24 protein-coding genes and 1 riboswitch are annotated in these 25,255 nt (G+C 70.7%); of the genes, 14 read left to right on the plus strand and 10 right to left on the minus strand.

Annotation, left to right across the window (positions count from 1 at the left end; all coding sequences use genetic code 11):
• Positions 1 to 52 precede the first annotated feature (52 nt).
• Entirely contained in the window at positions 53 to 1,045 is a 993-nt protein-coding gene (locus ACG04Q_RS21840; protein ID WP_394513582.1) for a helix-turn-helix transcriptional regulator, read from the plus strand.
• A 160-nt stretch (positions 1,046 to 1,205) separates the two neighbouring features.
• Positions 1,206 to 2,051 carry a PEP-CTERM sorting domain-containing protein gene (locus tag ACG04Q_RS21845; RefSeq protein WP_394513583.1) on the plus strand — a complete coding sequence of 282 codons (846 nt, stop codon included), beginning with the start codon at positions 1,206 to 1,208 and terminating at the stop codon, positions 2,049 to 2,051.
• On the opposite strand, the gene ACG04Q_RS21850 is transcribed toward ACG04Q_RS21845, so the two are convergent.
• From ACG04Q_RS21850 to def, 5 genes are all read right to left on the minus strand, one after another.
• Positions 2,045 to 2,791: a head GIN domain-containing protein gene (locus tag ACG04Q_RS21850; RefSeq protein WP_394513584.1), complete on the minus strand. Its 747-nt coding sequence runs from the start codon at positions 2,789 to 2,791 to the stop codon at positions 2,045 to 2,047. The genes ACG04Q_RS21845 and ACG04Q_RS21850 overlap by 7 nt on opposite strands.
• A gap of 115 nt (positions 2,792 to 2,906) precedes the next feature.
• Positions 2,907 to 3,263 carry a hypothetical protein gene (locus tag ACG04Q_RS21855; protein WP_394513585.1) on the minus strand — a complete coding sequence of 119 codons (357 nt, stop codon included), beginning with the start codon at positions 3,261 to 3,263 and terminating at the stop codon, positions 2,907 to 2,909.
• 36 nt (positions 3,264 to 3,299) lie between these two features.
• Positions 3,300 to 4,145: a zinc metalloprotease HtpX gene (htpX, locus tag ACG04Q_RS21860; RefSeq protein ID WP_394513586.1), complete on the minus strand. Its 846-nt coding sequence runs from the start codon at positions 4,143 to 4,145 to the stop codon at positions 3,300 to 3,302.
• A gap of 67 nt (positions 4,146 to 4,212) precedes the next feature.
• A complete protein-coding gene (fmt, locus tag ACG04Q_RS21865) occupies positions 4,213 to 5,145 on the minus strand; it encodes a methionyl-tRNA formyltransferase (RefSeq protein WP_394513587.1) in 933 nt (310 codons plus the stop codon).
• Positions 5,146 to 5,162: 17 nt separating this feature from the next.
• Positions 5,163 to 5,699, minus strand: a complete 537-nt coding sequence (gene def / locus ACG04Q_RS21870) for a peptide deformylase (protein ID WP_394513588.1) — start codon at positions 5,697 to 5,699, stop codon at positions 5,163 to 5,165.
• Positions 5,700 to 5,815: 116 nt separating this feature from the next.
• Here def and ACG04Q_RS21875 point away from each other — a divergent pair, with 116 nt between their 5' ends.
• The 3 genes from ACG04Q_RS21875 (at position 5,816) to ACG04Q_RS21885 (ending at position 8,615) form a co-directional block, all read left to right on the plus strand.
• A complete protein-coding gene (locus ACG04Q_RS21875) occupies positions 5,816 to 6,982 on the plus strand; it encodes a LysM peptidoglycan-binding domain-containing protein (protein ID WP_394513589.1) in 1,167 nt (388 codons plus the stop codon).
• The gene (gene dprA / locus ACG04Q_RS21880; RefSeq protein WP_394513590.1) at positions 6,982 to 8,076 is read left to right on the plus strand and encodes a DNA-processing protein DprA; all 1,095 of its coding nucleotides are present in this window, start codon (positions 6,982 to 6,984) and stop codon (positions 8,074 to 8,076) included. The genes ACG04Q_RS21875 and dprA overlap by 1 nt, the downstream gene beginning before the upstream one ends.
• A gap of 86 nt (positions 8,077 to 8,162) precedes the next feature.
• Entirely contained in the window at positions 8,163 to 8,615 is a 453-nt protein-coding gene (locus tag ACG04Q_RS21885; protein WP_394513591.1) for a Smg family protein, read from the plus strand.
• Between the two features lie 27 nt (positions 8,616 to 8,642).
• Here ACG04Q_RS21885 and ACG04Q_RS21890 read toward each other — a convergent pair whose 3' ends face one another.
• The 4 genes from ACG04Q_RS21890 to yajC are packed head-to-tail and all read right to left on the minus strand — an operon-like array spanning position 8,643 to position 14,449.
• Positions 8,643 to 11,096: a DUF1631 family protein gene (locus ACG04Q_RS21890; protein WP_394513592.1), complete on the minus strand. Its 2,454-nt coding sequence runs from the start codon at positions 11,094 to 11,096 to the stop codon at positions 8,643 to 8,645.
• 45 nt (positions 11,097 to 11,141) lie between these two features.
• Positions 11,142 to 12,182: a protein translocase subunit SecF gene (gene secF, locus ACG04Q_RS21895; RefSeq protein ID WP_394513593.1), complete on the minus strand. Its 1,041-nt coding sequence runs from the start codon at positions 12,180 to 12,182 to the stop codon at positions 11,142 to 11,144.
• 12 nt (positions 12,183 to 12,194) lie between these two features.
• On the minus strand, positions 12,195 to 14,066 hold the full coding sequence (secD, locus tag ACG04Q_RS21900) for a protein translocase subunit SecD (RefSeq protein WP_394513594.1): 1,872 nt from the start codon (positions 14,064 to 14,066) through the stop codon (positions 12,195 to 12,197).
• A gap of 59 nt (positions 14,067 to 14,125) precedes the next feature.
• Positions 14,126 to 14,449 carry a preprotein translocase subunit YajC gene (gene yajC, locus ACG04Q_RS21905; protein WP_394513595.1) on the minus strand — a complete coding sequence of 108 codons (324 nt, stop codon included), beginning with the start codon at positions 14,447 to 14,449 and terminating at the stop codon, positions 14,126 to 14,128.
• Positions 14,450 to 14,616: 167 nt separating this feature from the next.
• On the opposite strand from yajC, the gene ACG04Q_RS21910 reads away from it, so the two are divergent.
• Genes ACG04Q_RS21910 through ACG04Q_RS21920 form a run of 3 tightly spaced genes read left to right on the plus strand, consistent with a single transcriptional unit; the run spans position 14,617 to position 18,630 of the window.
• Positions 14,617 to 16,326 carry a diguanylate cyclase domain-containing protein gene (locus tag ACG04Q_RS21910; RefSeq protein ID WP_394513596.1) on the plus strand — a complete coding sequence of 570 codons (1,710 nt, stop codon included), beginning with the start codon at positions 14,617 to 14,619 and terminating at the stop codon, positions 16,324 to 16,326.
• The gene (locus ACG04Q_RS21915) at positions 16,310 to 17,401 is read left to right on the plus strand and encodes a DNA glycosylase AlkZ-like family protein (protein WP_394513597.1); all 1,092 of its coding nucleotides are present in this window, start codon (positions 16,310 to 16,312) and stop codon (positions 17,399 to 17,401) included. The genes ACG04Q_RS21910 and ACG04Q_RS21915 overlap by 17 nt, the downstream gene beginning before the upstream one ends.
• Positions 17,401 to 18,630, plus strand: coding sequence for an MFS transporter (locus tag ACG04Q_RS21920; protein ID WP_394513598.1), 1,230 nt, complete (start codon positions 17,401 to 17,403; stop codon positions 18,628 to 18,630). The genes ACG04Q_RS21915 and ACG04Q_RS21920 overlap by 1 nt, the downstream gene beginning before the upstream one ends.
• Here ACG04Q_RS21920 and ACG04Q_RS21925 read toward each other — a convergent pair.
• A complete protein-coding gene (locus ACG04Q_RS21925) occupies positions 18,627 to 19,628 on the minus strand; it encodes an aldo/keto reductase (protein ID WP_394513599.1) in 1,002 nt (333 codons plus the stop codon). The genes ACG04Q_RS21920 and ACG04Q_RS21925 overlap by 4 nt on opposite strands.
• Before the next feature lie 157 nt (positions 19,629 to 19,785).
• Between ACG04Q_RS21925 and ACG04Q_RS21930 the strand changes: the two genes are divergently transcribed.
• The 6 genes from ACG04Q_RS21930 to ACG04Q_RS21955 all read left to right on the plus strand — a co-directional run bounded on the left by ACG04Q_RS21930 (position 19,786) and on the right by ACG04Q_RS21955 (position 25,248).
• On the plus strand, positions 19,786 to 20,688 hold the full coding sequence (locus tag ACG04Q_RS21930) for an AraC family transcriptional regulator (RefSeq protein WP_394513600.1): 903 nt from the start codon (positions 19,786 to 19,788) through the stop codon (positions 20,686 to 20,688).
• Positions 20,689 to 20,805: 117 nt separating this feature from the next.
• Complete coding sequence (locus tag ACG04Q_RS21935; RefSeq protein ID WP_394513601.1) at positions 20,806 to 21,012, plus strand: hypothetical protein; 207 nt, start codon at positions 20,806 to 20,808, stop codon at positions 21,010 to 21,012.
• Between the two features lie 105 nt (positions 21,013 to 21,117).
• Positions 21,118 to 21,198: riboswitch (S-adenosyl-L-homocysteine riboswitch) on the plus strand.
• Between the two features lie 73 nt (positions 21,199 to 21,271).
• Entirely contained in the window at positions 21,272 to 22,690 is a 1,419-nt protein-coding gene (gene ahcY / locus ACG04Q_RS21940; RefSeq protein WP_394513602.1) for an adenosylhomocysteinase, read from the plus strand.
• A gap of 6 nt (positions 22,691 to 22,696) precedes the next feature.
• Positions 22,697 to 23,443 (plus strand): TlyA family RNA methyltransferase, encoded by a 747-nt coding sequence (locus tag ACG04Q_RS21945; protein WP_394513603.1) that lies wholly within the window; start codon positions 22,697 to 22,699, stop codon positions 23,441 to 23,443.
• Positions 23,440 to 24,273 carry a methylenetetrahydrofolate reductase [NAD(P)H] gene (gene metF, locus ACG04Q_RS21950; RefSeq protein ID WP_394513604.1) on the plus strand — a complete coding sequence of 278 codons (834 nt, stop codon included), beginning with the start codon at positions 23,440 to 23,442 and terminating at the stop codon, positions 24,271 to 24,273. The genes ACG04Q_RS21945 and metF overlap by 4 nt, the downstream gene beginning before the upstream one ends.
• 357 nt (positions 24,274 to 24,630) lie before the next feature.
• A complete protein-coding gene (locus ACG04Q_RS21955) occupies positions 24,631 to 25,248 on the plus strand; it encodes an OmpW/AlkL family protein (RefSeq protein WP_394513605.1) in 618 nt (205 codons plus the stop codon).
• The last annotated feature ends 7 nt before the right edge of the window (positions 25,249 to 25,255 follow it).

A 25,255-nucleotide genomic window follows, 5' to 3' on the forward strand; every position in this document is an offset into this window, starting at 1 on the left:
TCCGCGCGGCCGGCCACCCCGCCGGAGAACCGGGCTTGCACAATCGGCCGCCATGGCCCGCCTCCACCCATTGCCGGTCGACGATCCCGCCTCGCCGCTGCCGCTGTACCGGCAGGGCCTGCTGGGCGATCCGGTGGCCTATGCCCGCAGCGCCTTCGCGTGGCTGCACGAGCACTTCGCCTTCGATGCCGGCATGCTGGTCACGTCGCATGTGGCGGAGCCCGCCTTCCTGGATGCGCATTTCACGGGCTTCGCCGACCTGCCCGCCCTGATGGCCAGCTGGCAACGCGTCGCCCACCTGGATCTGCTCGCACCGCGCCTGGTCGCCGCGCCGGGTGTGGCGCGCTGCCATGACAAGGACGACCCGCTGCTCGCCGGGCCGGACTTCGCGCCGCTGCATGCCCACCTCCAGCGCTTCGGCATCCAGCACACGCTGTGCATCGCCCTGCCGGGTGACGACCCGCAGTTCCTGACCGTCATCATCCTCGTGCGCAGCACGCCCGGGCAGCGCGGCACGCCCGAGGAACTCGCGCGGCTGCAACGTCTGGGCCCCTGCGTCGCCGAAACCTATGCCGCCTGCCGCCGCATGGCCCTGCTGCGCCTGCCGGCCGCCGGGCTGGACCGGCTCTGCATGGCCCGCATCAATGCGCAAGGCGGCTACGTGCAGACCACGCCGTCATACTGCGCGCGCATGTGGGCGGGCGCCGCACCGCAGAACACGCACGTGCCGCCGCAGGCGCTGCGCGCGCTCGCCCGCGGCGAAGCCTGGCCCCTGCCCGGCCGCCCCCTCACGCTGCACGCGGAGCCTGACCCCGACGGCTACGGCTGGCTGCTGCGCCTGGCCACCCGCCGCGAGACGGACGCGCTGAGCCCGCGCGAGCGCGAGATCGCGCGGCGCTTCGCGGCCGGCGAGTCCAACACGGCCATCGCGCAGGCGCTGGACATCGCCCCGGCGACCGTGCGCAACCACCTGAGCCACGTCTACACCAAGCTGCAGGTCAGCCACCGGGCCGGCCTCATCACCGCTTTGCGCGAACACCCCTGATGCCGGGGGTGCGCCCTGGTGCAGTTGCATCATGCGTGGGCCGGCCGCGCCTCGGACACTCGCCGCCATCCGCAGCCAGCTGGGAGCGCGCCCGATGTCCAGATCCTTCTCGCCGCAAGGTCGGCAACCTTCCCGTCGCGGCCCTGCCGTCCTGGCCGGCATGCTGAGCGCCGTCGTCGCCATCGGCAGTGCGTCGGCGCAGAGCCGCTTCTACGGCTGGACGGTCGCCGGGGGCTATCCGAGCAGCTTCCTGTCGGCCCGCGCGGACTGGTCGTCCGACCTGGGTGTCGACTACGAGTTCTTCAACGGCGAATCCGCCGGTGCCATGACCTGGACGGGCCAGGGCAGCGCGACGGGGCCGACCGCGTCGAACTTCCTGAGCGGCAACACCGTCGGCTGGGAGCTCGCCCGGCGGGGCGGCGCCGCCGGCGCGACCTACTCGGGCGGCAGCTTCAGCGCAGCGCCGGCCATGTTCGTCAACGGCAGCACGCCAGCGGTCACGCAGATCCACCTCTACAGCGTGCTCGGCGACAACGACCCGGGCTACGGCATCGACACGAAGGCGCAACTCAAGAGCTACTTCTTCGCGAGCAGCCCGGAGCAGCCTTATGCGCCGATGTACTACCGCATCGACTGGACGCTGACGGCCTCGCCGCAGTCCGGGGACGTGAACCTGTCGGCCATGCTGTCGCTGTCGGAGGGGCACTACGCCACGCCGCTGGCGCTCAACGGCAGCTCGGGCAGCGTGCTGGGGCAGCTCGGCACGGCCTCGTACTGGTACGACGGCAACTGGCAGTACGGCACGCTGGAGGCCTGGACCTACGCGGGCGACGGTGGCAGCTGGGGTGGCGCCGGTCGAGTCGACCTCTGGGCCACGATCACGATGTCACGGCAGCCGCTGGCCGCCGTCCCGGAGCCCGCCAGCAGCCTGATGCTGGCCCTGGGCCTCGCGGGCGTGGTCGCCGGGGTGGCCAGGCGCCGCCACGGCCGCCTGCACCCTCACTGACCGATCCGGCGCACCTTGCCGCTCCCGGCAATCGACGAGCTGATCTCCGGCGAACCGACGTACTTCACGTCGCCCGAGCCGGCGATGGACACGCTGAGCTTCCTCGTCGCGTTGACCTGCGCGTCGCCGCTGCCGGCGATGCTGACCTTGACCTCGTCGGCGGCAAAGTCCGCGGCCTTCACGTCGCCGCTGCCGGCGATGCTGACCGACGCCATGCCGGCACGGCCGGCCACGACGATGTCGCCGCTACCGCTGACCTTCATGGCCAGCTTCTCGGCGTCGAGGTTGGCGAAGCGGATGTCGCCCGAGCCCGCGATGGCCGCCTCGACGCCGCCCGTCTTCATCGTCTCGACCTTGATGTTGCCGGAGCCGGCCACCGACAGCGCACGCAGCGTGGGCATCTCGATGGTGAAGCTGGGCGTCGTCGACGTGGACAGGCTGAAGCCCTTCTTCGGCTGGATGCGCAGCGTGCGGCCGTCCAGCTCGGTCTCGATGTAGGGCAGCAGGTTGCGGTCGGCCTTGACCTCCAGCTTGTTGCCCGAGCCCTGGCGGATCTGCACATTGAAGTCGCCGCTGACCGACACGCCGTCGAAGCTGCCGACCGGGCGCGCCTCGGTCGTCACGTCGCCGCTGCCGGTGACCCGTTCGCCCTTGTTCCAGCTCCAGGCTTGAGCGGAGCCACACAGCGCGGCGGAAACGAGGCCCAGGGCGAAGAAGCGGCGGGTGGTGGCGGTGTTCATGGCGGGCTCCATCAGGGTTGCGATGGACGGCATGTTGCCCAGCCGCCCGGCACCTGCCCTGCCCGGCGCGACGACCCGCAGGATTGACGGCCTGAGATGCGACTGCGCGCGCTGGTCAGTGCGCGGCGGCCTTGGCCTTGTCGGTCTTGTCGGCCGGCTTGGCCTCTTCCTCGTCGGCCGGCTGCGCCGGCTTGGCGCCGGGGCGCGGCACGACGGGCGCGATGCCTTCGAGCTTGTTCTCGCGCATGTACTCGTCCATCTCGCGCCAGCCGGCGTAGACGGCAGCCTTCTGCGCCTTGGGATTGAGCACGTAGCAGTCCTCGATGGCGCGCATCGCATGCCGGCAGGCGCTGCCGATGGCCTTGCCCTCGGCCTCCTTGGCGGCGGCCACCTTGGCGGGGTCGTCGATGCCCAGCTGCTCGCAGGCACTCAGGGCGGCGAGCAGGGGCAGGGCAAGCAGAAGGCGCTTCATGAGTTCAGGTATCGGCGTGCGCGGCGGCAACTTGAGTCAGCGCCGGGCCATGGCCAGCAGCCGCGCGACGCGTTCCTCGGTGGACGGGTGCGTGGAGAACAGGCCGCGCAATCCACCGCCGGACAGCGGGTTCATGATCATCATCTGCGCCGTCTCGGGATGGGCCTCGGCCGGCGCCATCGGAATGCCTTGCGCGTAGCGGTGGATCTTGTCCAGCGCCGACGCCAGCGCGGCCGGGTCGCCCGAGATCTCGGCACCGCCGCGGTCGGCCTCGAACTCGCGCGCGCGGCTGATGGCCATCTGGATCAGGCTGGCGGCCAGCGGCGCGAGGATGGCGACGGCGATGCCGGCCAGCAGGTTGGCGGGCCGGCCACGTTCGTCACGGCCGCCGAAGAAGGTCGCGAAGTTCGCCAGCATCGAGATCGCGCCGGCCATCGTCGCGCTGACGGTACTGATGAGGATGTCGCGGTGCGCCACGTGCGCCAGCTCGTGCGCCATGACGCCGCGCAGCTCGCGCTCAGACAGCACGCGCAGGATGCCCGTCGTCGCGGCGACGGCCGCATGCTCGGGGTTGCGGCCGGTGGCGAAGGCGTTGGGCGCCGCCTCGTCGATGAGGTAGACGCGCGGCATGGGCAGGTTGGCGCGCTGCGCCAACTCCGACACCATGCCGTAGAACTGCGGTGCCGACGCCGCGTCGACCTCGCGGGCGTTGTACATCTTCAGCACCATGTCCGCCGAGAACCAGTAGCTGAAGAAGTTCATGCCGACGGCGATGACCAGCGCGATCAGCATGCCGGTCTGGCCGCCCACCATGGCGCCGACGGCCATGAACAGCGCCGTGATGGCGGCCATCAGCACGGCGGTCTTCACGAGGTTGAACATGCAGCGGGCTCCGGGAGGGTGGACAACGGCGTGGCAGATGGTGCCATGCCGGCCGCTTTTCAAGCGCTCAGGCGTCGAAGCGCTCGCCCACGGCGATGGGCCGGGCCTGCAGGAAGGCCGTCGCCGGGCCGCGCTTGCCGCCGGCGCGCTGCAGCTCGGTCAGGCGCAGCGCACCCTCGCCGCAGGCGACCACCGGGCCCGGCGCGATGACCTCGCCCGGCGTGCCGCGGCCCTCGGCCAGCTCCGCGCGCCAGACCTTGACCGCCTCGCCGGCCAGCGTCGCAACGCCGCCCGGGAAGGGGTCGAACGCGCGCAGCCGCCGCTCGATCTCGGCCGCGGGCTGCGTCCAGACGATGGCGCTCTCGGCCTTCTCGATCTTGTGCGCGTACGTGACCCCCTCGGCCGGCTGCGGCGTGCGCGTCAGTTGGGCGGCCTGCAGCGCCTGGACGATGAGGCGGCCGCCCTGCGCGGCCAGCCGGTCGTGCAGCGCCGCCGTCGTGTCATCGGAACGGATGGCCTCGCGGCCGATAAGCAGCATGTCGCCCGTGTCCAGCCCGGCGTCCATCTGCATGATGGTGATGCCGGTCTCGGCGTCGCCGGCCTCGATGGCGCGGTGGATGGGCGCCGCGCCGCGCCAGCGTGGCAGCAGCGACGCGTGGATGTTCAGGCACCCCTTGCGCGGCAGGTCCAACACCCACTGCGGCAGGATCAGGCCATAGGCGGCCACCACCATCACGTCGGCATCCGCCGCCAGCAGCGCCTCGCGGGCCGCCGCCGCGTCCGTGGCGTACCTGCCGTCCAGCTTCAGGCCCTGCGGCTGCGCCACGGGGATGCCGGCCGCCACGGCGCGCTGCTTCACGGCGGAAGCCTGCAGCTTCATGCCGCGGCCGGCCGGGCGGTCGGGCTGGGTCAGCACCAGCGGCACGGTGAAGCCGTTGGCGAGCAACGCGTCCAGCGCGACGGCGGCGAATTCCGGCGTGCCGGCGAAGACGACTCTCATGGATGGCGAGCCGGCGGTCAGAAGCGCGACGGGCGGCGGCGCGCCTCAGCCTCTTCCTCGCGCGTCTTCTTGATCATCTTGGTCTTGATGCGGTCGCGCTTCATCAGGCTCAGGTACTCCACGAACACCTTGCCCATCAGGTGGTCCATCTCGTGCTGCACGCACACGGCCAGCAGGCCGTCGGCGTCGAACTCGTAGACCTCGCCGTCGCGGTTGGTCGCGCGCACGGTCACCTCGGCGTGGCGGGGCACCTTGTCATAGATCTGCGGCACGGACAGACAGCCTTCCTCGCCCTCCACCATGCGCTCGCTGGCCTTCACGATCTCGGGGTTGATCAGCACGCGCGGCGTGTCGCGCTCCTGCGACGTGTCGATGACGATGACGCGCTCGTGCACGTCCACCTGCGTGGCGGCCAGGCCCACACCGTCGGCGGCGTACATGGTCTCCAGCATGTCGTCGACGAGCTGGCGGATGCGCGCGTCGACCTCGGCCACGGGCTTGGCGACCGTGTGCAGGCGCGGATCGGGATAACGGAGGATGTGCAGTTGGGCCATGGCACCTTGTAAGCACTCGCAAACGAGCGCTGGCGGTTGTTGGTTGCCCCCGGGGATTGCGGGCAGAATCGCCCAGATTTTCGCCGATCCGGCAATCCCTTCGGAGACCGCGCCTGATGCCCGCTGCCCGCCCCGCCCAACTCGCTGTCCTTGCGGCCTGCCTGACCCTTGCGACGACCTCGGCCTGGGCCCAAGCCAGCCAGCTCCCCATCAGCCCCGAACAGCGCCGCGTCGCGGACCAGGTCGCCAGCGCCGGCGTGCCGCTGTCCGAGCTGGCGCCCGATGCGCCGGACAGCCACACCGTCGTGCCCGGCGACACGCTGTGGGACATCTCCAAGCTGTTCCTGAAGAGCCCGTGGCGCTGGCCGGAGCTGTGGGGAATGAATCGCGACCAGATCCGCAACCCGCACCTGATCTACCCGGGCCAGATCCTGCACCTCGTGAAGACGGATGGCCGCGCACGGCTGCAGTTCGGCCAGCGCGTGGGCGGCGGCGCGGCGGGCGACACCGTCAAGCTGCGCCCGCAAATGCGCATCTCGGCGCTGGACAGCAACCCCATCCCGACCATCCCGCTGCACCTGATCCAGCCCTTCCTGACCGACGCCGTCGTCTTCGACACCGACGCGCTGGCCACCGCGCCGCGCATCGTCGCCACGCAGGAAGGCCATGTGCTGCTGGGCAAGGGCGACACCGCCTATGCCCGCGGCGACTTCCGCGGCGCGACGGACTTCCGCATCTTCCGCACCTCGCGCGTGCTGCGCGACCCGACCACCAGCGAGATCCTCGGCTACGAGGCCCCCTACGTTGGCACCGCCGACCTGGTGCGCCCGGGCGAGGACCGCAAGAGCGCCGACGGCAAGAGCACCGAGATCGTGCCCGCGACGCTGCAGATCCGGCAGGTGAAGCAGGAAGTGGGCGTCGGCGACCGCCTGGCCCCCGCGCCGCAGCGCAATCTGGAGCGTTATGTGCCGCACGCGCCCGAGCGGCCGATGGCGGGTCAGATCGCGGCCATCTACGGCGAGGCCATCAACGCCGGCCAGAACCAGATCGTCGCGCTGAACCGCGGCAAGCGCGACGGCGTCGAGCGCGGCCACGTCTTCGCGCTGTGGCGCGACGGCGTCGCGATGAAGGACAAGACGCAGGACCGCCCGCAGGACATCAAGCTGCCCGACGAGCGCCACGGCATCCTGTTCGTGTTCGAGGTCTACGAGCGCGTGTCCTACGCGCTGATCATCTCCGTGAAAGAGCCCGTCAAGCCGGGCGACCGCTTCACGCAGCCCTGATGCTCTCCCCGGCCGAGCTGGCCGCCTGGCTGCGGCTGACCGAAAGCGTCGGCCCGGGCGCCGCGCGGCGGCTGCTGGCCATGGCGGGCAGCGCAGAGGCCGTGTTCCAGCTGCCGGCCGCCGCGCTGGACCAGGCGCTGCCGCCCAAGCAGCGCGAAGCCTTCAACCGGCCGCCGGAACACCTGACCGAGCTCATCCCCAAGGCCGAAGCCTGGCTGGCAGAACCGGGCCATGCGCTGCTGACGCTGGGAGACCCCGACTACCCGGCGCAACTGCTCGCCACCGCCGACCCGCCGCTGCTGCTGTGGCTGCAGGGCCGGCGCGAGCTGCTGAGCACCCCGTCGCTGGCCATCGTCGGCAGCCGCAACCCCACCGCGCAGGGCGGCGACAACGCCCGCGCGTTCGCGCGCGCACTGGCCCGGGCGGGCTACACCATCGTGTCGGGCCTGGCGCTGGGCGTGGACGCCGCCGCACACGAGGGCGCGCTGGATGCCGCCGGCGCCACTGTCGCCGTCGTCGGCACCGGGCTGGACCAGGTCTACCCGCGCCGCAACGAGAAACTCGCCGGCCGGCTGCTGGCCGGCGGCGGCCTCATCGTCAGCGAGTACTCGCTGGGCACGCCGGTACTGCCGGCCAACTTCCCCAAGCGCAATCGCATCATTGCCGGGCTCACGCGCGGCTGCCTGGTCGTGGAGGCCGCCGTGCAGTCGGGCTCGCTGATCACGGCGCGACAGGCTGCCGAGGCCGGTCGCGAGGTGTTCGCCATCCCCGGCTCCATCCATTCGCCGCAGGCGCGCGGCTGCCATGCGCTGATCCGCCAGGGCGCCAAGCTCGTCGAGTCGGCGGAAGACGTGCTGGAGGAACTGCCGCCGCTGGGCGCCCCGATCGCCGCGGCGCCGGAGGCGGTGGAAACGCCACACGAACAACAGGCGCTGCTGGATGCGATGGGCTTCGACCCCGTCAGCCTGGACGCCTTGATGGCCCGCAGCGGCTGGCCGGCCGCCGAGCTGAGCGCGGCGCTGCTGGAGCTGGAACTGGACGGCGAGGTCGCCCGGCTGGCGGGCCAGCTGTTCCAGCGGCGTCGCAGGGGATAGCGAGCTTAACTGCGGACATGAGGGACCGATCCGGGGGGTTATTCGCAGCCGGACGCGCCGAAACGCTGGGCTATCATCCCCTCACGATGTTCGATGTCCTGGTTTATCTCTACGAGACCTACTGGCGTCCCGACGCCTGCCCCGACACGGCGCAACTGACGCGCAAGCTGACGGCGGTGGGCTTCGAGAACGACGAGATCCAGGAGGCGCTGAACTGGCTCGAAGGCCTGGCCGTGGCCGGCGACGCCTACCACGGTGAGCAGAGCGAGCACGCGCTGCGCGTCTACTCCGCCGCCGAGGTGGAGCACCTGGGCGAGGCGTCCATCGGCTTCGTCAGTTTCCTGGAATCCGCCGGCGTGCTGCCCGGGCCCATGCGCGAGATGGTCATCGACCGCGCGATGGCCATCCCCGGCGCGCCGATGGACCTGGAAGACCTGAAGATCATCGTGCTGATGGTGTTCTGGAGCCTGGGCGAGGAGCCCGATGCGCTCATCCTCGACGAGTTGTTCGTCGCCCCCGAGGATCGGCTGATCCACTGAGAAAAAACGGCGCCCCTGGCGCCGTTTTCATTTCAGCAGCTGGTTCGGGTCGGCATCCAGCTTGGCCAGCGCCTTGCGCGTGGCCTGCACGGTGAGGGCCTCGTCCTGGGCCGGCAGCAGCAGGCCGGCCTGCAGGAAGGCGGCCATGCGATTCAGCGAGAACAGCACGCCACGGCCCTTGGGCGTGACGAAGAGGGCCAGCTGCTTGCGCAGGCCGCGCCAGGCGAGCTGCACCTGCTCGTTGCGGCCGCGGTAGTCCAGCATGAACCAGCCGCCCACCTGCAGCTCGCGCGCCCAGGCGACCATGGCGGGCGTCGGCGCGGAGCCGCCTTCTGCAACGACCTCCATGCCGTCGGACTCGTGCCCGGACAAGTCGCGCACCAGCATCTCGTCGACGTGGCTGTCGCCTTCCAGGTCCTCGGGCAGCATGGCTTCCAGCGTTTCCAGCTGGTCCATCAGCTCGTCCAGGCGCTCGCGCGGGATGGCGGCCGTCTTGGCGGTGAAGGCTGCGGCCAGCGCGTTGTTGAGCTGGCGCACGTGCTCATCCTGCTTGTCCAGGGCCAGGCCGGCGTGGCTCATGCCGTCGCGCAGCGTCTTCAGCAGCGGCGGCAGGCGGCGGATGACGTCGGCGCGCTCCTCGCGGGAGGACTTGGCGCTGGCGCTCCAGATCAGGTCGGCCGCGGCGCGCTTCATGGCCTTGGTCACGTCGGCCTGGGCGCCCGAGCGCACGGCGGTGACGGCCAGCACGTCGGCCCAGACGTGGAACAGGAAGTCGCGCACGCCGTCCTGCACCGGCACCTCGGACAGCATCTTGCGCAGCTCGATGGTGTACTGGATGGCCAGCGTCTCGCGCTGCTCGACCTGCTGGGCCAGCGACACACCGCGCTTGGAGGCCTGGTTCTCGTTCTCGAAGTAGTGGTCGAGGAACTTCTCGAACTCGGTCAGCACGGTGGTGAACACGCGCCGGCCGGTGTCCGGGTAGGCTTCGACGACCTGCACGACGCGCTTGATCTCGCGCTCCAGCGCATCGCCGCTGGCGCGCTCGGCGCCCGGGCCGGTGTTCTGCGCGGCGTTGAAACCCATGACGCAGGCGCCCATGCGGTCGATGAGGCGGCGCGCCGGGTGGTCGGCGGCGGCAAAGAAGTCGGGCTCGGAGACGGCCACGCGCAGCACCGGCATCTGCAGCCGCGCAAACCAGACCCGCACCGAGGCCGGGATGCGCTCCTCGGTCAGGATGCTCTGGAACATCATCGCGACGATCTCGATGGTGGCGCGCTCGGCCGGCGTGTTGGCAGCCTGCTTGAGGACCTGCTTGAAGGCCTGGTTGCGGGCGCCGATCTCCTCCAACTGGCGCGGGGCGCTCTGCGCGCTGTCGCCCATGCTGCCGGCGCCGCTGCCGCTGACGGCGGGCGCCGCGCGGCGCTGGAACGACTCCTGCGCATGCTTGATGGCCCCCATGAGCCGCGGCGAGGCCGGGTTCACCGGCGGGGCGGCGTCGGCCAGCGACGGCCTGGCGGCCGCGGCCTCGCCTGCCGCGGGCATGGCACCGCCGCCGCCCAGGCCGGCCAGGCTGGGCTTGCCGCCGCCCGGGCGGGCCGGCACCTGGCTCTTGGTGACCGGGAAGCCGGGCACGTGGCGGGCCAGCACGCGCTGCAGCTGCGCCATCACTTCGTCGGCCTGCGAGCTGGCCCGGCTGCGCGGCAGGTCGCCTCCGCCGGCGGGCACCGTCAGCGGCGCCAGGCCCGACGCGGGGGGGGACGACACGGGCGCCGGCACGGCTGCCGGCGCGCCGCCAGCCGCGGCGGCCGCATCCTTGGCGGCCTGGGCCGTGCGGCGGATGAAGGGCCGCAGGTCCACCTCGGGCAGCACCTTCTGCGCAATCAGCCAGCGGTTGGTCTCGTGGTAGGCCTCGCTGATGAGCTGCGCGAACTCCTCGTGCAGCTCGTGGTGCAGCAACTGCCAGATGTTGGCGTCCAGCCCAACGCGGGTCCAGGCGTCCAGCGCGATACGCGCCACGACGTGGGCGCGCAGCAGGTCCAGCGGCTCGAGGTCGTCGTGGGCCTCCAGCGCCTGCATGCGGGTGCGCAGGTCGGTGAACTCCCAGGTGGCACGGTCCATCATGACCAGCGCCAGCCGCGAGCTGGTGATCTCGCGCTCGATGGTGGAGTCGTCCACCAGGCTCATCTTCTGCGACTGCGCCTGCGCGCTGGGCTCGTGCTCACGGGCGTTGTCGGAGACGCCGTGCTGGGCCGCGTGGCGCAGCGCGCCGACGATGGCCATCTGCCAGTTCGGGCCCAGCTTCTGCCAAGCCTGCACCGCGTCGCGCCGCGCCATCATCACCGCATGCGGCGCTCCCTGAGACAGCAGGTTGCCGGCACCCTGCCCCACCGCGGCCACCAGCGGCGTCATGCCGCGCACCAGGGCTTCGAGGTAGACGCGCCGTGCCTGCGTGGCCAGGGCCTGGTTGCGGGCGGCGGTCATGGGGGCGTCGGGGCTGCGCGGCGGAAGTGGGCGTTGAAGGTCACTCTACACGACGGCCCCGGCGTTCGGGTCGTTGGGGTCGTCCCGGTTTGCCGTGGCAGACGTCTTCACCAGGTCCTCGCGCTTGACGCCCAGCCACATCGCAAGGGCCGCCGCGACGAACACGGACGAGTAGATGCCGAACAGGATGCCGATGGTCAGCGCGACGGCAAAGTAATGCAGCGTCGGGCCGCCGAACAGCAGCATGGACACCACCATCAGCTGCGTGGAGCCGTGGGTGATGATGGTGCGGCTCATCGTCGACGTGATCGCGTGGTCGATGACCTCGTGCGTGTTCATCTTGCGGAACTTGCGGAAGGCCTCGCGCACCCGGTCGAAGATGACGACGGACTCGTTCACCGAGTAGCCCAGCACCGCCAGGATGGCCGCCAGCACCGCCAGCGAAAACTCCCACTGGAAGAAGGCGAAGAAGCCCAGAATGATGACCACGTCGTGCAGGTTGGCGATGATGCCGGCCAGCGCGAACTTCCACTCGAAGCGGATCGCCAGGTAGATGACGATGCCGACGATGGTCATGGCCAGCGCCTTGGCGGCGTCCACGGCCAGCTCGGCACCGACGGCCGGGCCGACGACCTCGGAGCGCGACAGCTTGATGGGCTCGGCGCCGGCGGCGGTCTTGCAGATCTGCTTGCTGACCTGCTCGCCCTGGGCCGTCACCTCCTGGTGCTCGCTGACAGTGCCGGACTCGGCCTTGCACAGTTCGCCGAAGACCTTGCCGACCACCTCGGTCTGCTTCTCGCCGGCACGCACGGGCAGGCGGATCATCACGTCGCGCGACGAGCCGAAGTTCTGCACCTGAACCTCGCCATAGCCCATCTTCTCGATGATCAGGCGGGTCTTCTCGATCTCGGCCGCCTGCGGGTAAGCCACCTCGATGACGGTGCCGCCGGTGAACTCGATGGAGAAATGCAGCCCGCGCGTGACCAGGAAGAACACGGCGGCGGCGAAGGTGACGAAGGAGATGACGTTGAAGATCAACGCATGCTTCATCAGCGGCAGGTCGCGCTTGATGCGAAAGAGTTCCATGTCGTTTTCTCTTTAGGCCTTGGCGGCGACGTCGGTCGTTTCGGCTTCGGGCTTCCAGATCTGCCCGATCGACACGCTCTTGAGCTTCTTCTGGCGGCCGTACCAAAGGTTCACGAGACCGCGCGAGAACACGACGGACGAGAACATCGAGGTCAGGATGCCCAGGCAATGCACGACGGCAAAGCCCTTGATGGGGCCGGAGCCGAACACCAGCAGCGCGACACCGGCGATCAGCGTCGTCACGTTGGAGTCCAGGATGGTCGCGAAGGCGCGCTCGTAGCCGAGGTGGATGGCCTGCTGCGGCGACACGCCACCGCGCAGTTCCTCGCGGATGCGCTCGTTGATCAGCACGTTGGAGTCGATGGCCATGCCCAGCGCCAGCGCCATGGCGGCGATGCCGGGCAGGCTCAGCGTGGCCTGCATCAGCGACAGCGCGGCCACCAGCAGCAGCACGTTGAAGCCCAGCGCCAGCGACGAGAACACGCCGAACAGCAGGTAGTACACGCACATGAACGCGGCCACGGCGACGAAGCCCCAGGTCACGCTGGCGATGCCCTTCTCGATGTTCTCCTTGCCCAGGCTCGGGCCGATGGTGCGCGACTCGATGATCTCCATCGGCGCGGCCAGCGAGCCGGCGCGCAGCAGCAGGGCCGTGTCGCTGGCTTCCTGCGCGGTCATCGCGCCGGAGATCTGGAAGCGGTTGCCCAGCTCGGAGTTGATCTTGGGCGCCGTGACGACCTCGCCCTTGCCCTTCTCGAACAGCAGGATGGCCATGCGCTTGCCGACGTTCTCGCGCGAGACCTCCTTCATGATCCGGGCGCCCTTGGCGTCGACGGTCAGGTGCACGGCCGGGTTGTGGTTCTCGTCGAAGCCGGACTGCGCGTCGTTCAGGCTGTCACCGGTCAGGATGACCTGGCGCTTGACGATGATGGGGCCGAAGCCACGGTCCATGAAGCGCTCGGTGCCGAACGGCACGGGGCCGTTGCCCTTGAGCGCCTCGATGGCCTCGGCGCTGTCGTCCACCATGCGCAGCTCCAGCGTGGCGGTGCGGCCGATGATGTCCTGCGCCTTGGCGGAGTCCTGCACGCCGGGCAGTTGCACGACGACGCGGTCGCGGCCCTGCTGCTGGATGACCGGCTCGGCCACGCCCAGTTCGTTGACGCGGTTGTGCAGCGTCGTGATGTTCTGCTTGATGGCGGCGTCCTGCACGGCGGTCTGCGCCTGCGGGCTCAGCGCGCCGGCCAGGCCACCGTCGGCCTGGGGCGTCCACGTGACGTCGGGCAGCTGGAGCTTCAGCAGGTCGATCGCCGCGGCGCGCTGCTCCGCGTCGCGGAAGGCCACCAGCACCGTGTTGCCGTCGCGGCTGATGCCGGCGTGACGGATGTTCTTCTCGCGCAGCATGGAGCGCACGTCGCCCGTCAACGCCTCGGCCTTCTTCGTGAGGGCCGCCTTCATGTCCACCTGCATCAGGAAATGCACGCCGCCGCGCAGGTCCAGGCCCAGGTACATGGGGTTGGCATGCAGCGCCGTCAGCCACTGGGGCGAGCGCGACAGCAGGTTCAGCGCGACGATGTAGCTCGGCTCGTTGGCGTCGGGGTTCAGGGCCTTGTTGATCGCATCCTTGGCCTTGAGCTGCGTGTCGGTATCGCCGAAGCGGGCCTTGATGGAACTGCCGTCGAACTGCACGTAGTCCGCCGTGACGCCGGCCTGCTGCAGTGCGGCCTCGATGCGGGACTGCAGCGTCTGGTCGACCTTGACGGTGACCTTGGCGCTGGACACCTGCACCGCAGGCGCCTCGCCGAACAGGTTGGGCAGCGTGTAGAGAGTGCCGATCAGCAGCGCGACGAGCAGGATCGCGTACTTCCAGAGCGGATAGCGGTTCATGGGACTTCCTTGTCAGCGCCCGGACGGCGTGGTGGCCCGGGAGGTGGGCGCGCGGCCGTTTACTTCAAGCTTCCCTTAGGGAGAACCTGGGTGATGGCGCTGCGCTGCAGCTGCAGCTCGACACCGCTGGCGACCTCGATATGGACAAAGCTGTCGCCCAGCTTGCTGACCTTGCCGACGATGCCGCCGGCCGTGACCACTTCGTCGCCCTTGGCCAACGCCTCGATCATGGCCTTGTGCTCCTTCTGGCGCTTCATCTGCGGCCGGATCATGACGAAATAGAGCACAACGAACATCAGCACCAGCGGCAGCATGCCAAGCAGGCCGGATTCAGGGCTGGCGGCCGGAGCGGCGGCCTGGGCGTAGGCGTTGGAGATGAACACGATGATTTCCTTGAGGGTCGGGCGGCCGGGGCCACCGCAAAACAACCTTGAATTCTAGTGCGCCGCCGCCCGGCATCCCGGCGGGCGGCGCCAGGGGATGGGCCGCCACCGCCCGGGCCTGCTAACCTGCGCCCGTCCCACCGCCCGCCCCACGCCGAGCCCTGCCCTTGATCCCGAGGACGCTGACCGACCGCCTGAGCCTGCGCAGCCTGCTGACCCTGCCGCCCGTGCTGCTGGTGCTCGGGCTGGCGCTGCCGGCGGGGCTGCTGTGCTGGCAGGCCGCCCGCGACAGCGTGGAGCAGCTGTCCGGCCGGCTGGCAGCCGAGGCCGCAGGCCGCATCGCCGTGTCGCTGGAGCGCCAGCTGGGCGGCGCCGAGGCCGTGCTGGAGACGGCCGCGCCCACCGGGCTGCCGGCACCCGACAACCTCGAACGCGAGCGCGAGCTGCTGCGCGAGCGCTTCTGGCTGGCCACCTCGGTTCACCTGGCGCAGAACAACTACGTCTATTACGGCGACCGCCGCGGCCGCTTCATCGGGCTGTGGCGTTTCTCCGAGCACGAGGCCGAGCTGCGCCTGCGCACCGCCGACACCGGCCCGCGCACGCTCTATCGGTTCAGCGGCATCAACGGCGCGCTGCGCTCGCCCCTGACGGAGGAACAGGTGTTCGACCCGCGCGAGCGGCCCTGGTTCCAGCGCACGCTGGCGTCGCCCGCCGCGCTGGGCTGGACGCCGGTGTACGTGGACTTCAAGACCCAGGACCTGGTCGTCACGCGCACCAAGCGCGTGCTGAACGACGCCGGCGAGCCCGAGGGCGTGGCCGCCACCGACGTGTCGCTCAAGCAACTGGGCACGCTGCTGGCGCGTCAGACGCTGGGCGAGGATGCCGTGGCGATGGTCGTGGAGCCGGACGGCGGCCTGGTGGGCGTGTCGCGCGGCGCCTACCTGAGCGGCCCGCAGGACCGCCTCAACGCCGCCCGCAGCAGCGACGCGCTGGTGGCCCGCAGCTTCGACGCGGTGCAGCGTGAAGCCCGCTCGCGCACGGCCGGCACCTTCAGTTTCGAGGACGGGGACGGCCGCGCCGTGCAGGTCAGCCACGTCCGCCTGGACCCGGCGCTGGGGCTGGACTGGCGCGTCATCGTGGCCGCGCCGCGCAGCAGCTTCCTGTCCGGCGTGCAGCAGGGCTTCATGCAGGCTGCGGTGCTCGCGGGCATCGCGGCGCTGGCGGCGCTGGCACTGGGCTGGGCGGCGTTGCACCTGGTCACGCGCGAGCTGCGCCGGCTGACCGACGCGGCCCGACGCGTGGGCGACGGCGTGCTGGACGCGCCGCCCGACGCCGGCCGCACCGACGCGCTGGGCGACCTGGCACGCGGCCTGGCCGACATGCAGACCCGGCTGCTGACCGACCAGCTCACCGGCCTGTCCAACCGCAGCGCCATCCTGCACCGCATCGACGACCGCATCCTGCAGCATCGCCGCCGCGGCGACCGCTGGCCGTTCGCCATCATGCGCGTGACGCTGCGCAGCCTGGGCGACGTCAACGCCCGGCTGGGCCACGGCGTGGGTGACGCGGTGTTGAAGGAGGCCGGCCAGCGGCTGCGCGCCGGCGTGCGCATCGGCGACATCGTGGCTCGCTACGGCGGCGATGAGTTCCTGCTGCTGCTGGAGTCCGTCGACAACCGCGCCGACGCCGAGGCCGCCCGCACCCACCTGGAAGCCGCGATGCAGCTGCCGCTGCCCAGCCTGGCCAGCGTGGCCAGCGTGGCCGACGCGCCGTCGCCCGGCGCCGGCTTCGGCGTCGCCCTCTACCCCGACGATGGCCAGGACGCCCAGACACTGCTGCGCCACGCCCACGCCGATCTGCATGCCCACACCCGTTGACCTTGCCGCCCTGCGCCGCCACGCCGTGGCGCGCAGCCTGTTCGCGCCGACGACGCTCGTCAAGGCCGTCGAGAGGCTGGGCGGCTTTGTGCAGGCCGACCCGCTGCGCGCCCCGGCGCGCGCGCAGGACCTGACGCTGCGCCACCGCGTCAAGGGCTACCGGGCCGGCGACCTGGAGCGCCGCTACCCGCGGCTGGACCTGCAGGAAGACTTCTTCATCAACTACGGCTTCGTGACACCCACGCTGCGCGCGCTGATGCATCCGCGCACGGCCCGGCTCGCGTGGGACGCACCGCGCTGGAAGCTGGCCGACGCCGTGCTGGCGGAGGTACAGCGGCTGGGCGAAGCCCACCCCGCCGACGTCGACGCCGCGCTGGGCCACGGGCCGGTGAAGAACTGGTTCGGCGGCAACAGCCGGCTGTCCACCGAGCTGCTGGACGGGCTGCACTTCCGCGGCCACCTGGACGTCGTGCGGCGCGACAGCGGCACGCGCGTCTACCGGCTCGCGCAGCCCTGGCAACCGCATCCCGACCCGCAGGCCGCGATGGACGCGCTGGCCGACGTGGTGATCCAGAAGTACGCGCCGCTGCCGGCCGGCAGCCTGTCCACGCTGATCAGCATGCTGGCCAGCGGCGCGCGCCAGTGGCAGGAGCTGCGCAAGCCGACGCTCGCACGCGCCAGGGAGCGCCTGGCCGGCGCGCGCGTGGATGGCGTCGACTGGTACTGGCCCGCGGGCGAGGACCCGGCACGCGGCTGGCGCGTCCCGGCCCAGGTGCGGCTGCTGGCGCCGTTCGACCCAGTCGTCTGGGACCGCCGCCGCTTCGAGCTGCTGTGGGGTTGGGCCTACCGCTTCGAGGCCTACACCCCGGCGGCCAAGCGCGTGCGCGGGCACTACGCGCTGCCGCTGCTGTGGCGGGATCAGGTCGTCGGCTGGGCAAATGCCGGCGTGAAGGGCGGCGAGTTGAAGGTCGAGTGCGGCTACGTGGCCGGCAGGGCGCCACGGGATGCCGCGTTCAAGGACGCGCTGGCGGAAGAGATCGACCGCCTGCACGTCTTCCTGGGGCTCGGCGGCTGATGCTGCTCGACGTCGGCCCGCTGCGCCGCAACCTCGCCTTCCGCCGCCTCTTCGCCAGCCAGTTCATCTCCGGGCTGGGCACCATGGTCAGCTATGTGGCCGTGCCGTGGCAGCTGTACGAGCTGACGCATTCCAACGCCCAGGTGGGCCTGCTGGGCCTGGTGCAGCTGATCCCCGTCGTCGCCTGCGGCCTGCTGGGCGGCGCGGTGGCAGACCGGGTGGACCGCAAGCGGCTGCTGATCGGCTCCGAGGCGCTGATGGCGCTGTGCCTGCTGGGGTTGCTGGCGAATGCGCTGGGCGCGGCACCCAGCGTGCTGGCCATCTACGCGCTGGTGGCCGTGCTGCAGGGCGCCAGCGGCTTCCACCGGCCGGCGCTGGAGGCGCTGACGCAGAAACTCGCGAGGCCCGAGGAGTTTTCGGCCGTCGCGGCGCTTTCCTCGGTGCGCGGTACGGTGGGCATGGTGGCCGGGCCCGCGCTGGCCGGGCTGCTGCTGGCGAAGTGGGGGGCCGTCGGCGCGTACGTCTTCGACGGCGTCACCTTTCTCGCCGCGCTGTTCTTCATCGCGCGCATCCCGCGCGACGCGATCGGCACGGTGGACACGCCGGGCGGGCGCCCGCACCTGCTGGCCGATCTGGCCGAAGGGCTGCGTTTCGCATGGAAGCGGCCCGTGCTGATGGGCACCTACATCGTCGACATCGTCGCGATGGCGTTCGCCTTCCCGGTCGCGCTGTTCCCGGCGATGGCGGCGGCCGACGGCCGCACCGAATCGGTCGGCTGGCTGCTGTCGGCGATGTCGGTGGGCGCACTGCTGATCGGCCTGTTCAGCGGCTGGACCGGCAAGGTCAGCCGCCACGGCCGCGCCGTCGTCATCGCGGCGGCGGTGTGGGCGCTGGGCATCGTGGCGCTGGGCTTTGCGCCCGGCCTGCTGCTGGGCCTGGCCTGCCTGGCCGTGGCCGGCGCGGCGGACATGGTCAGCGGCGTGTTCCGCGGCACGATCTGGAACGAGACCATCCCGAACACGCTGCGCGGCCGGCTCGCCGGCATCGAGATGATCAGCTACCTGACCGGGCCGCTCATCGGCAACGCACGGGCCGGCTTCATGGCCGATGCCTGGGGCGTGGCGCCGGCGATCTGGGTCGGCGGCTCGATCTGCCTGGTGGGCGTCATCGCAACGGGCTTGTGCCTGCCGCGGTTCTGGGCCTACCGCAGCGCGGCCGCGTCGACCTAGACGTTGACCGCCCCCATCTGCGCTGCCGGGTAACGCGTGCCGGCGATGGCATGACGCTGCAGCAGCGCCGCAATGCGCTCGCGCCGGCCGTCGTCCAGCTGGATGCCGGCGGCCCGCGCGTTCTCGTCCAGGCGTTTGACGCTGCGCGTGCCGGGGATGGGCACGATGTCGTCGCCCCGGTCCAGCAGCCAGGCCAGTGCAAGCTGGGCGGGCGTGCAACGCCATTCCTCGGCCAGCACAGCCAGCGAATCGGCGAGCGCGAGGTTGTGGTCGAGGTTCTCGCCCTGGAAGCGCGGGTGGATGCGGCGGCGGTCGTCCGCGGCGAGCTGGTCGGCCGAACGAATGGCGCCGGTCAGGAAGCCGCGGCCCAGCGGGCTGTAGGGCACCAGCGCAATGCCCAGCTCGCGGCAGGTGGGCAGGACCTCGGCCTCGACGTCGCGGCTCCACATCGAATACTCCGTCTGCACGGCGGCGATGGGGTGCACGGCGTGCGCGCGGCGGATCGTCGCGGCCGAGGCTTCGGACAGCCCGAGGTGGCGCACCTTGCCGGCCTTCACCAACTCGGCCATCGCGCCGACGGTCTCCTCGATGGGTACGGTCTTGTCGACGCGGTGCTGGTAGTAGAGGTCGATGTGGTCCACGCCCAGCCGGTCCAGGCTCGCATCGCAGGCCTGGCGCACGTAGGCCGGGCTGCCGTCGATGCGGGTGACGGCGCCGTCCGTGCTGCGCACATGGCCGAACTTGGTGGCCAGCACGACCTCGCCGCGGCGCGCCAGCAGCAGGCGCCGCAGCAGCCGCTCATTGGCGCCGATGCCGTACATGTCCGCGGTGTCGAGAAAGTTGATGCCGATGTCCAGCGCACGGTTCAGCACCGCCAGCGACTGCTCGTCGTCCGCCGGGCCGTAGAAATCGGACATGCCCATGCAGCCCAGGCCCAGGGCAGAGACCTCGGGGCCGGTGGTGCCGAGGCGGCGGCGGGGGAAGTGGGTTTGCGTCATCACGGAACTCCTTGCGTGCATCGTCAACGGAATGGCGGCAGCTTAGGAAACGCGTGCCGCTGCCGCCCAGCACAAAGCTGGCGCATGATTGCCCGATCCTCCGCGCCCTCGGCCGGCTTCGCCCCGGAGCCACCGCTGCGTTTGCACAATCGGCCGCATGCCAACCGACGACGACCTCCAGGCCCTGCGCGCGCGCACCGTTGCGCTTGCGCTGGCGCATGCGCCTGCCGACGGGCACCACGCGACCGCCCTGCCCTGGCTGCGGCTGATCCGCGCCAGCGCGCCGGCGTTGCCGGTGCCGGCCATCTATGAACCCGGCCTGGTGCTGGTGCTGCAGGGCCGCAAGCAGGCGCGGCTGGGCGACCGCGTCGTCGACTACGACGCCATGCAGTGCCTGCTGGTGCCGGTGACGGCGCTGCCGCGCGGGCAGGTCGTGGAGGCCAGCCTCGACAAACCCTATGTCTGCCTGCGGCTGAGCTGCGAGACGCAGGCGCTGGCCGAGCTGCTGCTGGACGGCGACGCGGCCACGGACGCTGCGGGCGCCGACGCCGGCCTGCACGTCGCGCCGGTCACCGCGCCGCTGCTGGACGCCGCGCAGCGGCTGCTGCAGCTGCTGCACAGCCCGCAAGACCTCAAGACGCTGGCGCCGCTGGTGCAGCGCGAGATCTTCTACCGGGTGCTGACGGGGCCGCTGGGCCCGCGGCTGCGCGCGCTGGCGCAGGGCGACGGCATGGCACGCCGGCTCAACCGCGTCATCGAGCAGCTGACGCGCCGCTTCGCCGAGCCGCTGTCCATCGCCGAGCTGGCGGCGCTGGCGCACATGAGCCCGTCGACGCTGCATCAGCGCTTCAAGCAGCTGACCGCGCTGTCGCCGCTGCAGTTCCAGAAGTCGCTGCGGCTGCAGCACGCGCGCCGGCTGATGCTGGCCGATGGGCTGGACGCCGCGAGCGCCGCGCACCGCGTCGGCTACGAGAGCCCGTCGCAGTTCAGCCGCGAGTACCGGCGCCTGTTCGGTGCACCGCCGCGCATGGACGTGGGCCAGCTGCGCGGCGGCGGCTGAGGTGGGCCTGTGTCAGCACCGGCGCTGATACAGGCCCTGCCGGCGCCCACCACGCTGTGCCTTGGCGGACCTGCGGCCGCTGCCTATCGTGGCAAGCACTCACCGATGGACCGCCCGATGCCACCCGCCACCCTGCAACCCGCCCACTCTCCCCTGCCCCTGGCGCCCCTCCGCTGGCTTGCAGGGTGGGCGCGGTGCTGGCGGCGCGACGACGCGCCGGCACCGACGGACCTGCACGGCGTGACGGACCTCGCCGGCCTGGAGCGGCGTCTGCGCCAGCTGGAGCGCGGGCGGCCGGACCGCTTCGCGCCTCTGCCGCGCTGAAGCGTCTTGAGGTCGGCGAAGTTCGGCGCCCCGCGCGACGATTTGTTGGCACCCGGCGGCACCGGTGGATTGCCACGACACCGGGCGGGCTGGATAGAATCTGCGGCTTCCGAGGAGCGTTGCAACCTCAGCACCCCTTGAGGCCAGGCTCGGAATGTTGACCCCCTGCAACCGCGCTCACCCGCTGACCTTAGGTCGGGGTGAGGCCTGAACTCCCCCGCACCCGTCGTCAGCGGCTTCATTCCCTGAAGGAGCCGACATGACCGCCAACCTCCCCGCCCACATCGTCAAGGACCTGTCGCTGGCCGACTGGGGCCGCAAGGAAATCAAGATCGCCGAGCACGAGATGCCGGCGCTGATGGCCATCCGCAAGGAGTACGCCGCGTCGCAGCCGCTCAAGGGCGCGCGCGTCGCCGGCTCGCTGCACATGACCATCCAGACGGCCGTGCTGGTGGAGACGCTGCAGGCGCTGGGCGCCGAAGTGCGCTGGGCCAGCTGCAACATCTTCTCGACGCAGGACCACGCCGCCGCCGCGCTGGCTGCCGTCGGCACGCCCGTGTTCGCCTACAAGGGCGAGACGCTGGAAGACTACTGGGACTACACCCACCGCATCTTCGAGTTCGCCGGCAAGGGTGAGCCGGGCGAAGGCCCCAACATGATCCTGGACGACGGCGGTGACGCGACGCTGCTGATGCACCTGGGCCAGAAGGCCGAGAAGGACCTGTCCGTGCTGGCCAACCCCGGCAGCGAGGAAGAGCGCATCCTGTTCGCGGCGATCAAGAAGAAGGTCGCCGAGGACGCCACCTGGTACACCCGCAAGAGCGCCGAGATCATCGGCGTGACGGAAGAGACCACCACCGGCGTGCACCGCCTGAAGGAAATGGCCGCCAAGGGCACGCTGCTGTTCCGCGCCATCAACGTGAACGACAGCGTCACGAAGAGCAAGTTCGACAACCTCTACGGCTGCCGCGAATCGCTGGTGGACGGCATCAAGCGCGCCACCGACGTGATGGTGGCCGGCAAGATCGCCGTCGTGGCCGGCTACGGCGACGTGGGCAAGGGCTCGGCACAGGCGCTGCGCGCGCTGTCGGCCCAGGTCTGGGTGACCGAGATCGACCCCATCTGCGCGCTGCAGGCGGCGATGGAAGGCTACCGCGTCGTGACGATGGAGTACGCCGCCGACAAGGCCGACATCTTCGTGACCACGACCGGCAACAAGAACGTCATCCGCCACGAGCACATGGCCGCGATGAAGAACAACGCCATCGTCTGCAACATCGGCCACTTCGACAACGAGATCGACGTCGCGTCGCTCGAGAAGTACCAGTGGGAAGAGATCAAGCCGCAGGTCGACCACGTCATCTTCCCGGACGGCAAGCGCATCATCCTGCTGGCCAAGGGCCGCCTGGTGAACCTGGGCTGCGGCACGGGCCACCCGAGCTACGTGATGAGCTCGTCGTTCGCCAACCAGACCATCGCGCAGATCGAGCTGTTCGCGCACAAGGACAACTACAAGGTCGGCGAGGTCTACGTGCTGCCCAAGCACCTGGACGAGAAGGTCGCCCGCCTGCAGCTGACCACGCTGAACGCGCAGCTGACCGAGCTGACCGAAGAGCAGGCCGCCTACATCGGCGTGGACAAGGCCGGCCCCTACAAGCCGGACACCTACCGCTACTGATCGCCGATGCGCGCTGACCAGCTCCTCGTCGCCCAGGGCCTGGCCCCGACCCGCTCGGTGGCCCAGCGCCTCATCAGCAACGGCGCCGCTGAATGGGCCTCGCCCACCGGCTGGGCCACCCTGAAGAAGGCCGGCGAGGACCTGCCCGAGACCGCGCAGCTGCGTGTCACCGATGACGCGGAGCTGCGCTACGTGTCGCGCGGCGGGCTCAAGCTCGAAGGCGCGCTGGACCGCACGGGTTTCGACGTCTCGCACCACACGGTGCTGGACGTCGGCCAGAGCACCGGCGGCTTCACCGACTGCCTGCTGGCCCGCGGGGCGCGCCATGTCGTCGGCGTGGATGTGGGCCATGGCCAGCTGCATGCGCGGCTGCGGGCCGAACCGCACGTGACGGCGCTGGAAGGCGTGCACGTGCGCGAGCTGGGGGCGTTGCGAGCGCACGCGCCCACGGGCGGCTTCTCGCTGATCGTGGGCGACCTGAGCTTCATCTCCATGGTGGGCAGCCTGCCCGAGCTGCTGCCCTGGCTGGAGGCGCACGGCCACCTGCTGGTGCTGATCAAGCCGCAGTTCGAGCTGGGCCCGCAGGCGCTGGACAAGCGCGGCCTCGTCAAGGACGAGGCCGACTACCCCCGCCTGGAAGCCCGCGTGCGGCTGGCCTGCACGGCACTGGGCCTCCAGGTGCTGGACTACTTCGACAGCCCCATCACCGGCGGTGATGGCAACCGCGAATTCTTTCTACACGCGTCCCGATGAACACGCCCGTCTCCTTCGAATTCTTCCCGCCCAACACGCCCGTGGGCGTCGAGAAGCTCAAGACCGTCGTGCAGGAGCTGGGCGCGCTCAAGCCCCAGTACTTCAGCGTGACCTACGGCGCCGGCGGCTCCACGCGCGACAAGACGCTGTCGGCGGTGATGGACATCGCCGGCGCCGGCTTCGACGCCGCGCCGCACCTCAGCTGCGTGGGCTCCACGCGCGAGAACATCGCCGAGATCCTGGCCACCTACCGCGAGCGCGGCATCCGCCGCGTCGTCGCGCTGCGCGGCGACCTGCCCAGCGGCACGGCCACGGCGGGCGAGTTCCGCTACGCGTCGGAGCTGGTCAGCTTCATCCGCGAGACCCAGGGCAAGGACTGGCACATCGAGGTGGCCGCCTACCCCGAGACGCACCCGCAGCAGCGCTATGCCGCGCGCGACCTGCAGCACTTCGCCGACAAGATGCGCGCCGGCGCCGATGGCGCGATCACGCAATTCTTCTTCAACGCCGACGCCTACTTCCACTTCGTCGACGAGGCGCGGCGCCTGGGCGTCACGCAGCCGATCACGCCGGGCATCATGCCCTTCCACAACTACGGCCGCATTGCGCAGTTCGCGCAGCGCGACGGCATCGAGATCCCGCGCTGGGTGCAGATGAAGATGGAAGGCTTCATGGACGACGCGGCCAGCATCCGCGCGTTCGGCCTGGATGTGGTCACCAAGCTGTGCGAGCGCCTCATCGCCGGTGGCGCGCCGGGCATCCACTTCTACACGCTGAACCAGAGCGCGCTGACGCTGGCGTTGTGCCAACGCCTCGGCAAGAACAGTTGACCCCTCGCCCCGCCCGCCCCGCTGAACGCGGGCGGTCCGGTCGGTCTTGCAGACCGCGCAGCCGACGGAGCGGCTGCCCTTCGGCAGGCACGACAAGTCCTCAGGACTTGTCCTGTCCGGCCTCAGCCCCCAAGGGGACGGCGATGCTTGCCGGATCGACCGGCAAGCACATCGCCCACGGCGGGCCGGCTAGGGAGCGGCCCGTCGCTCGGCCCGCTCACAAAGCTTGATCCACCGCAAGCTGCAGCACTGACCGCCGCGCCGCCGCGCGCGACCTTGTGTTGCCTCAAATCGCGCCGGGCGTCCGGCGCGTTCAATGACTTCATCGGGACACGTCCCATTCACCAGGAGTCATTGATGAAGTTCTCCCCCGCCCTCCGCCTGGCCGCCATCGCTGCCGCCGCTGTCTTCGCCCTGCAACCCGCGCAGGCCGAGGAGGGTTCGCTGATGGTCCGCGTGCGCGCGCTGCACCTGGACTCGGCCAACAAGGACAGCACCGGCCTGGGCCTGTCCATCAACAACAAGACGTTCCCCGAGGTCGACTTCAGCTACTTCATCACGCCCAACATCGCGGCCGAGCTGATCCTGACCTACCCGCAGAAGCAGAAGCTGTACTCCAACGGCACCGAGATCGGCTCGCTCAAGCACCTGCCGCCCACGCTGACGCTGCAGTACCACTTCGCCCCCAACGCCACCTTCCGCCCCTACGTGGGCGCCGGCGTGAACTACACGAACTTCTCGTCCGTCGAGTTCGCGCCCGCGGTGCAGGCGGCGCTCAAGCCCGGCATCAAGCACAACAGCTTCGGCCTGGCCGCCCAGATCGGCGCCGACGTGGAGATCACGAAGGGCACCTACCTGAACTTCGACCTGAAGAAGGTGAACCTGGGCACGACCGTCTATTCCAACGGTGCATCGGCCGGCAAGTTCAAGGTCAACCCGACGCTGGCCAGCGTGGGCCTGGGCTGGCGGTTCTGATCACACC

This window comes from Pelomonas lactea, assembly GCF_043555885.1.
Taxonomy (GTDB): Bacteria; Pseudomonadota; Gammaproteobacteria; order Burkholderiales; family Burkholderiaceae_C; genus Pelomonas; species Pelomonas lactea.

Bases quoted from the DNA above. Each gene is read 5' to 3' on its own strand.
- ACG04Q_RS21920 (WP_394513598.1), top strand. From the start codon at position 17,401: ATGCTGCTCGACGTCGGCCCGCTGCGCCGCAACCTCGCCTTCCGCCGC.
- ahcY (WP_394513602.1), top strand. From the start codon at position 21,272: ATGACCGCCAACCTCCCCGCCCACATCGTCAAGGACCTGTCGCTGGCC.
- ACG04Q_RS21890 (WP_394513592.1), bottom strand. From the start codon at position 11,096: ATGACCGCCGCCCGCAACCAGGCCCTGGCCACGCAGGCACGGCGCGTC.
- ACG04Q_RS21945 (WP_394513603.1), top strand. From the start codon at position 22,697: ATGCGCGCTGACCAGCTCCTCGTCGCCCAGGGCCTGGCCCCGACCCGC.
- dprA (WP_394513590.1), top strand. From the start codon at position 6,982: ATGCTCTCCCCGGCCGAGCTGGCCGCCTGGCTGCGGCTGACCGAAAGC.
- ACG04Q_RS21855 (WP_394513585.1), bottom strand. From the start codon at position 3,263: ATGAAGCGCCTTCTGCTTGCCCTGCCCCTGCTCGCCGCCCTGAGTGCC.
- ACG04Q_RS21850 (WP_394513584.1), bottom strand. From the start codon at position 2,791: ATGAACACCGCCACCACCCGCCGCTTCTTCGCCCTGGGCCTCGTTTCC.
- def (WP_394513588.1), bottom strand. From the start codon at position 5,699: ATGGCCCAACTGCACATCCTCCGTTATCCCGATCCGCGCCTGCACACG.
- metF (WP_394513604.1), top strand. From the start codon at position 23,440: ATGAACACGCCCGTCTCCTTCGAATTCTTCCCGCCCAACACGCCCGTG.
- ACG04Q_RS21845 (WP_394513583.1), top strand. From the start codon at position 1,206: ATGCTGAGCGCCGTCGTCGCCATCGGCAGTGCGTCGGCGCAGAGCCGC.
- ACG04Q_RS21925 (WP_394513599.1), bottom strand. From the start codon at position 19,628: ATGACGCAAACCCACTTCCCCCGCCGCCGCCTCGGCACCACCGGCCCC.
- secD (WP_394513594.1), bottom strand. From the start codon at position 14,066: ATGAACCGCTATCCGCTCTGGAAGTACGCGATCCTGCTCGTCGCGCTG.
- ACG04Q_RS21955 (WP_394513605.1), top strand. From the start codon at position 24,631: ATGAAGTTCTCCCCCGCCCTCCGCCTGGCCGCCATCGCTGCCGCCGCT.
- fmt (WP_394513587.1), bottom strand. From the start codon at position 5,145: ATGAGAGTCGTCTTCGCCGGCACGCCGGAATTCGCCGCCGTCGCGCTG.
- ACG04Q_RS21935 (WP_394513601.1), top strand. From the start codon at position 20,806: ATGCCACCCGCCACCCTGCAACCCGCCCACTCTCCCCTGCCCCTGGCG.
- ACG04Q_RS21915 (WP_394513597.1), top strand. From the start codon at position 16,310: ATGCCCACACCCGTTGACCTTGCCGCCCTGCGCCGCCACGCCGTGGCG.
- ACG04Q_RS21930 (WP_394513600.1), top strand. From the start codon at position 19,786: ATGCCAACCGACGACGACCTCCAGGCCCTGCGCGCGCGCACCGTTGCG.
- ACG04Q_RS21840 (WP_394513582.1), top strand. From the start codon at position 53: ATGGCCCGCCTCCACCCATTGCCGGTCGACGATCCCGCCTCGCCGCTG.
- ACG04Q_RS21875 (WP_394513589.1), top strand. From the start codon at position 5,816: ATGCCCGCTGCCCGCCCCGCCCAACTCGCTGTCCTTGCGGCCTGCCTG.
- htpX (WP_394513586.1), bottom strand. From the start codon at position 4,145: ATGTTCAACCTCGTGAAGACCGCCGTGCTGATGGCCGCCATCACGGCG.
- ACG04Q_RS21885 (WP_394513591.1), top strand. From the start codon at position 8,163: ATGTTCGATGTCCTGGTTTATCTCTACGAGACCTACTGGCGTCCCGAC.
- secF (WP_394513593.1), bottom strand. From the start codon at position 12,182: ATGGAACTCTTTCGCATCAAGCGCGACCTGCCGCTGATGAAGCATGCG.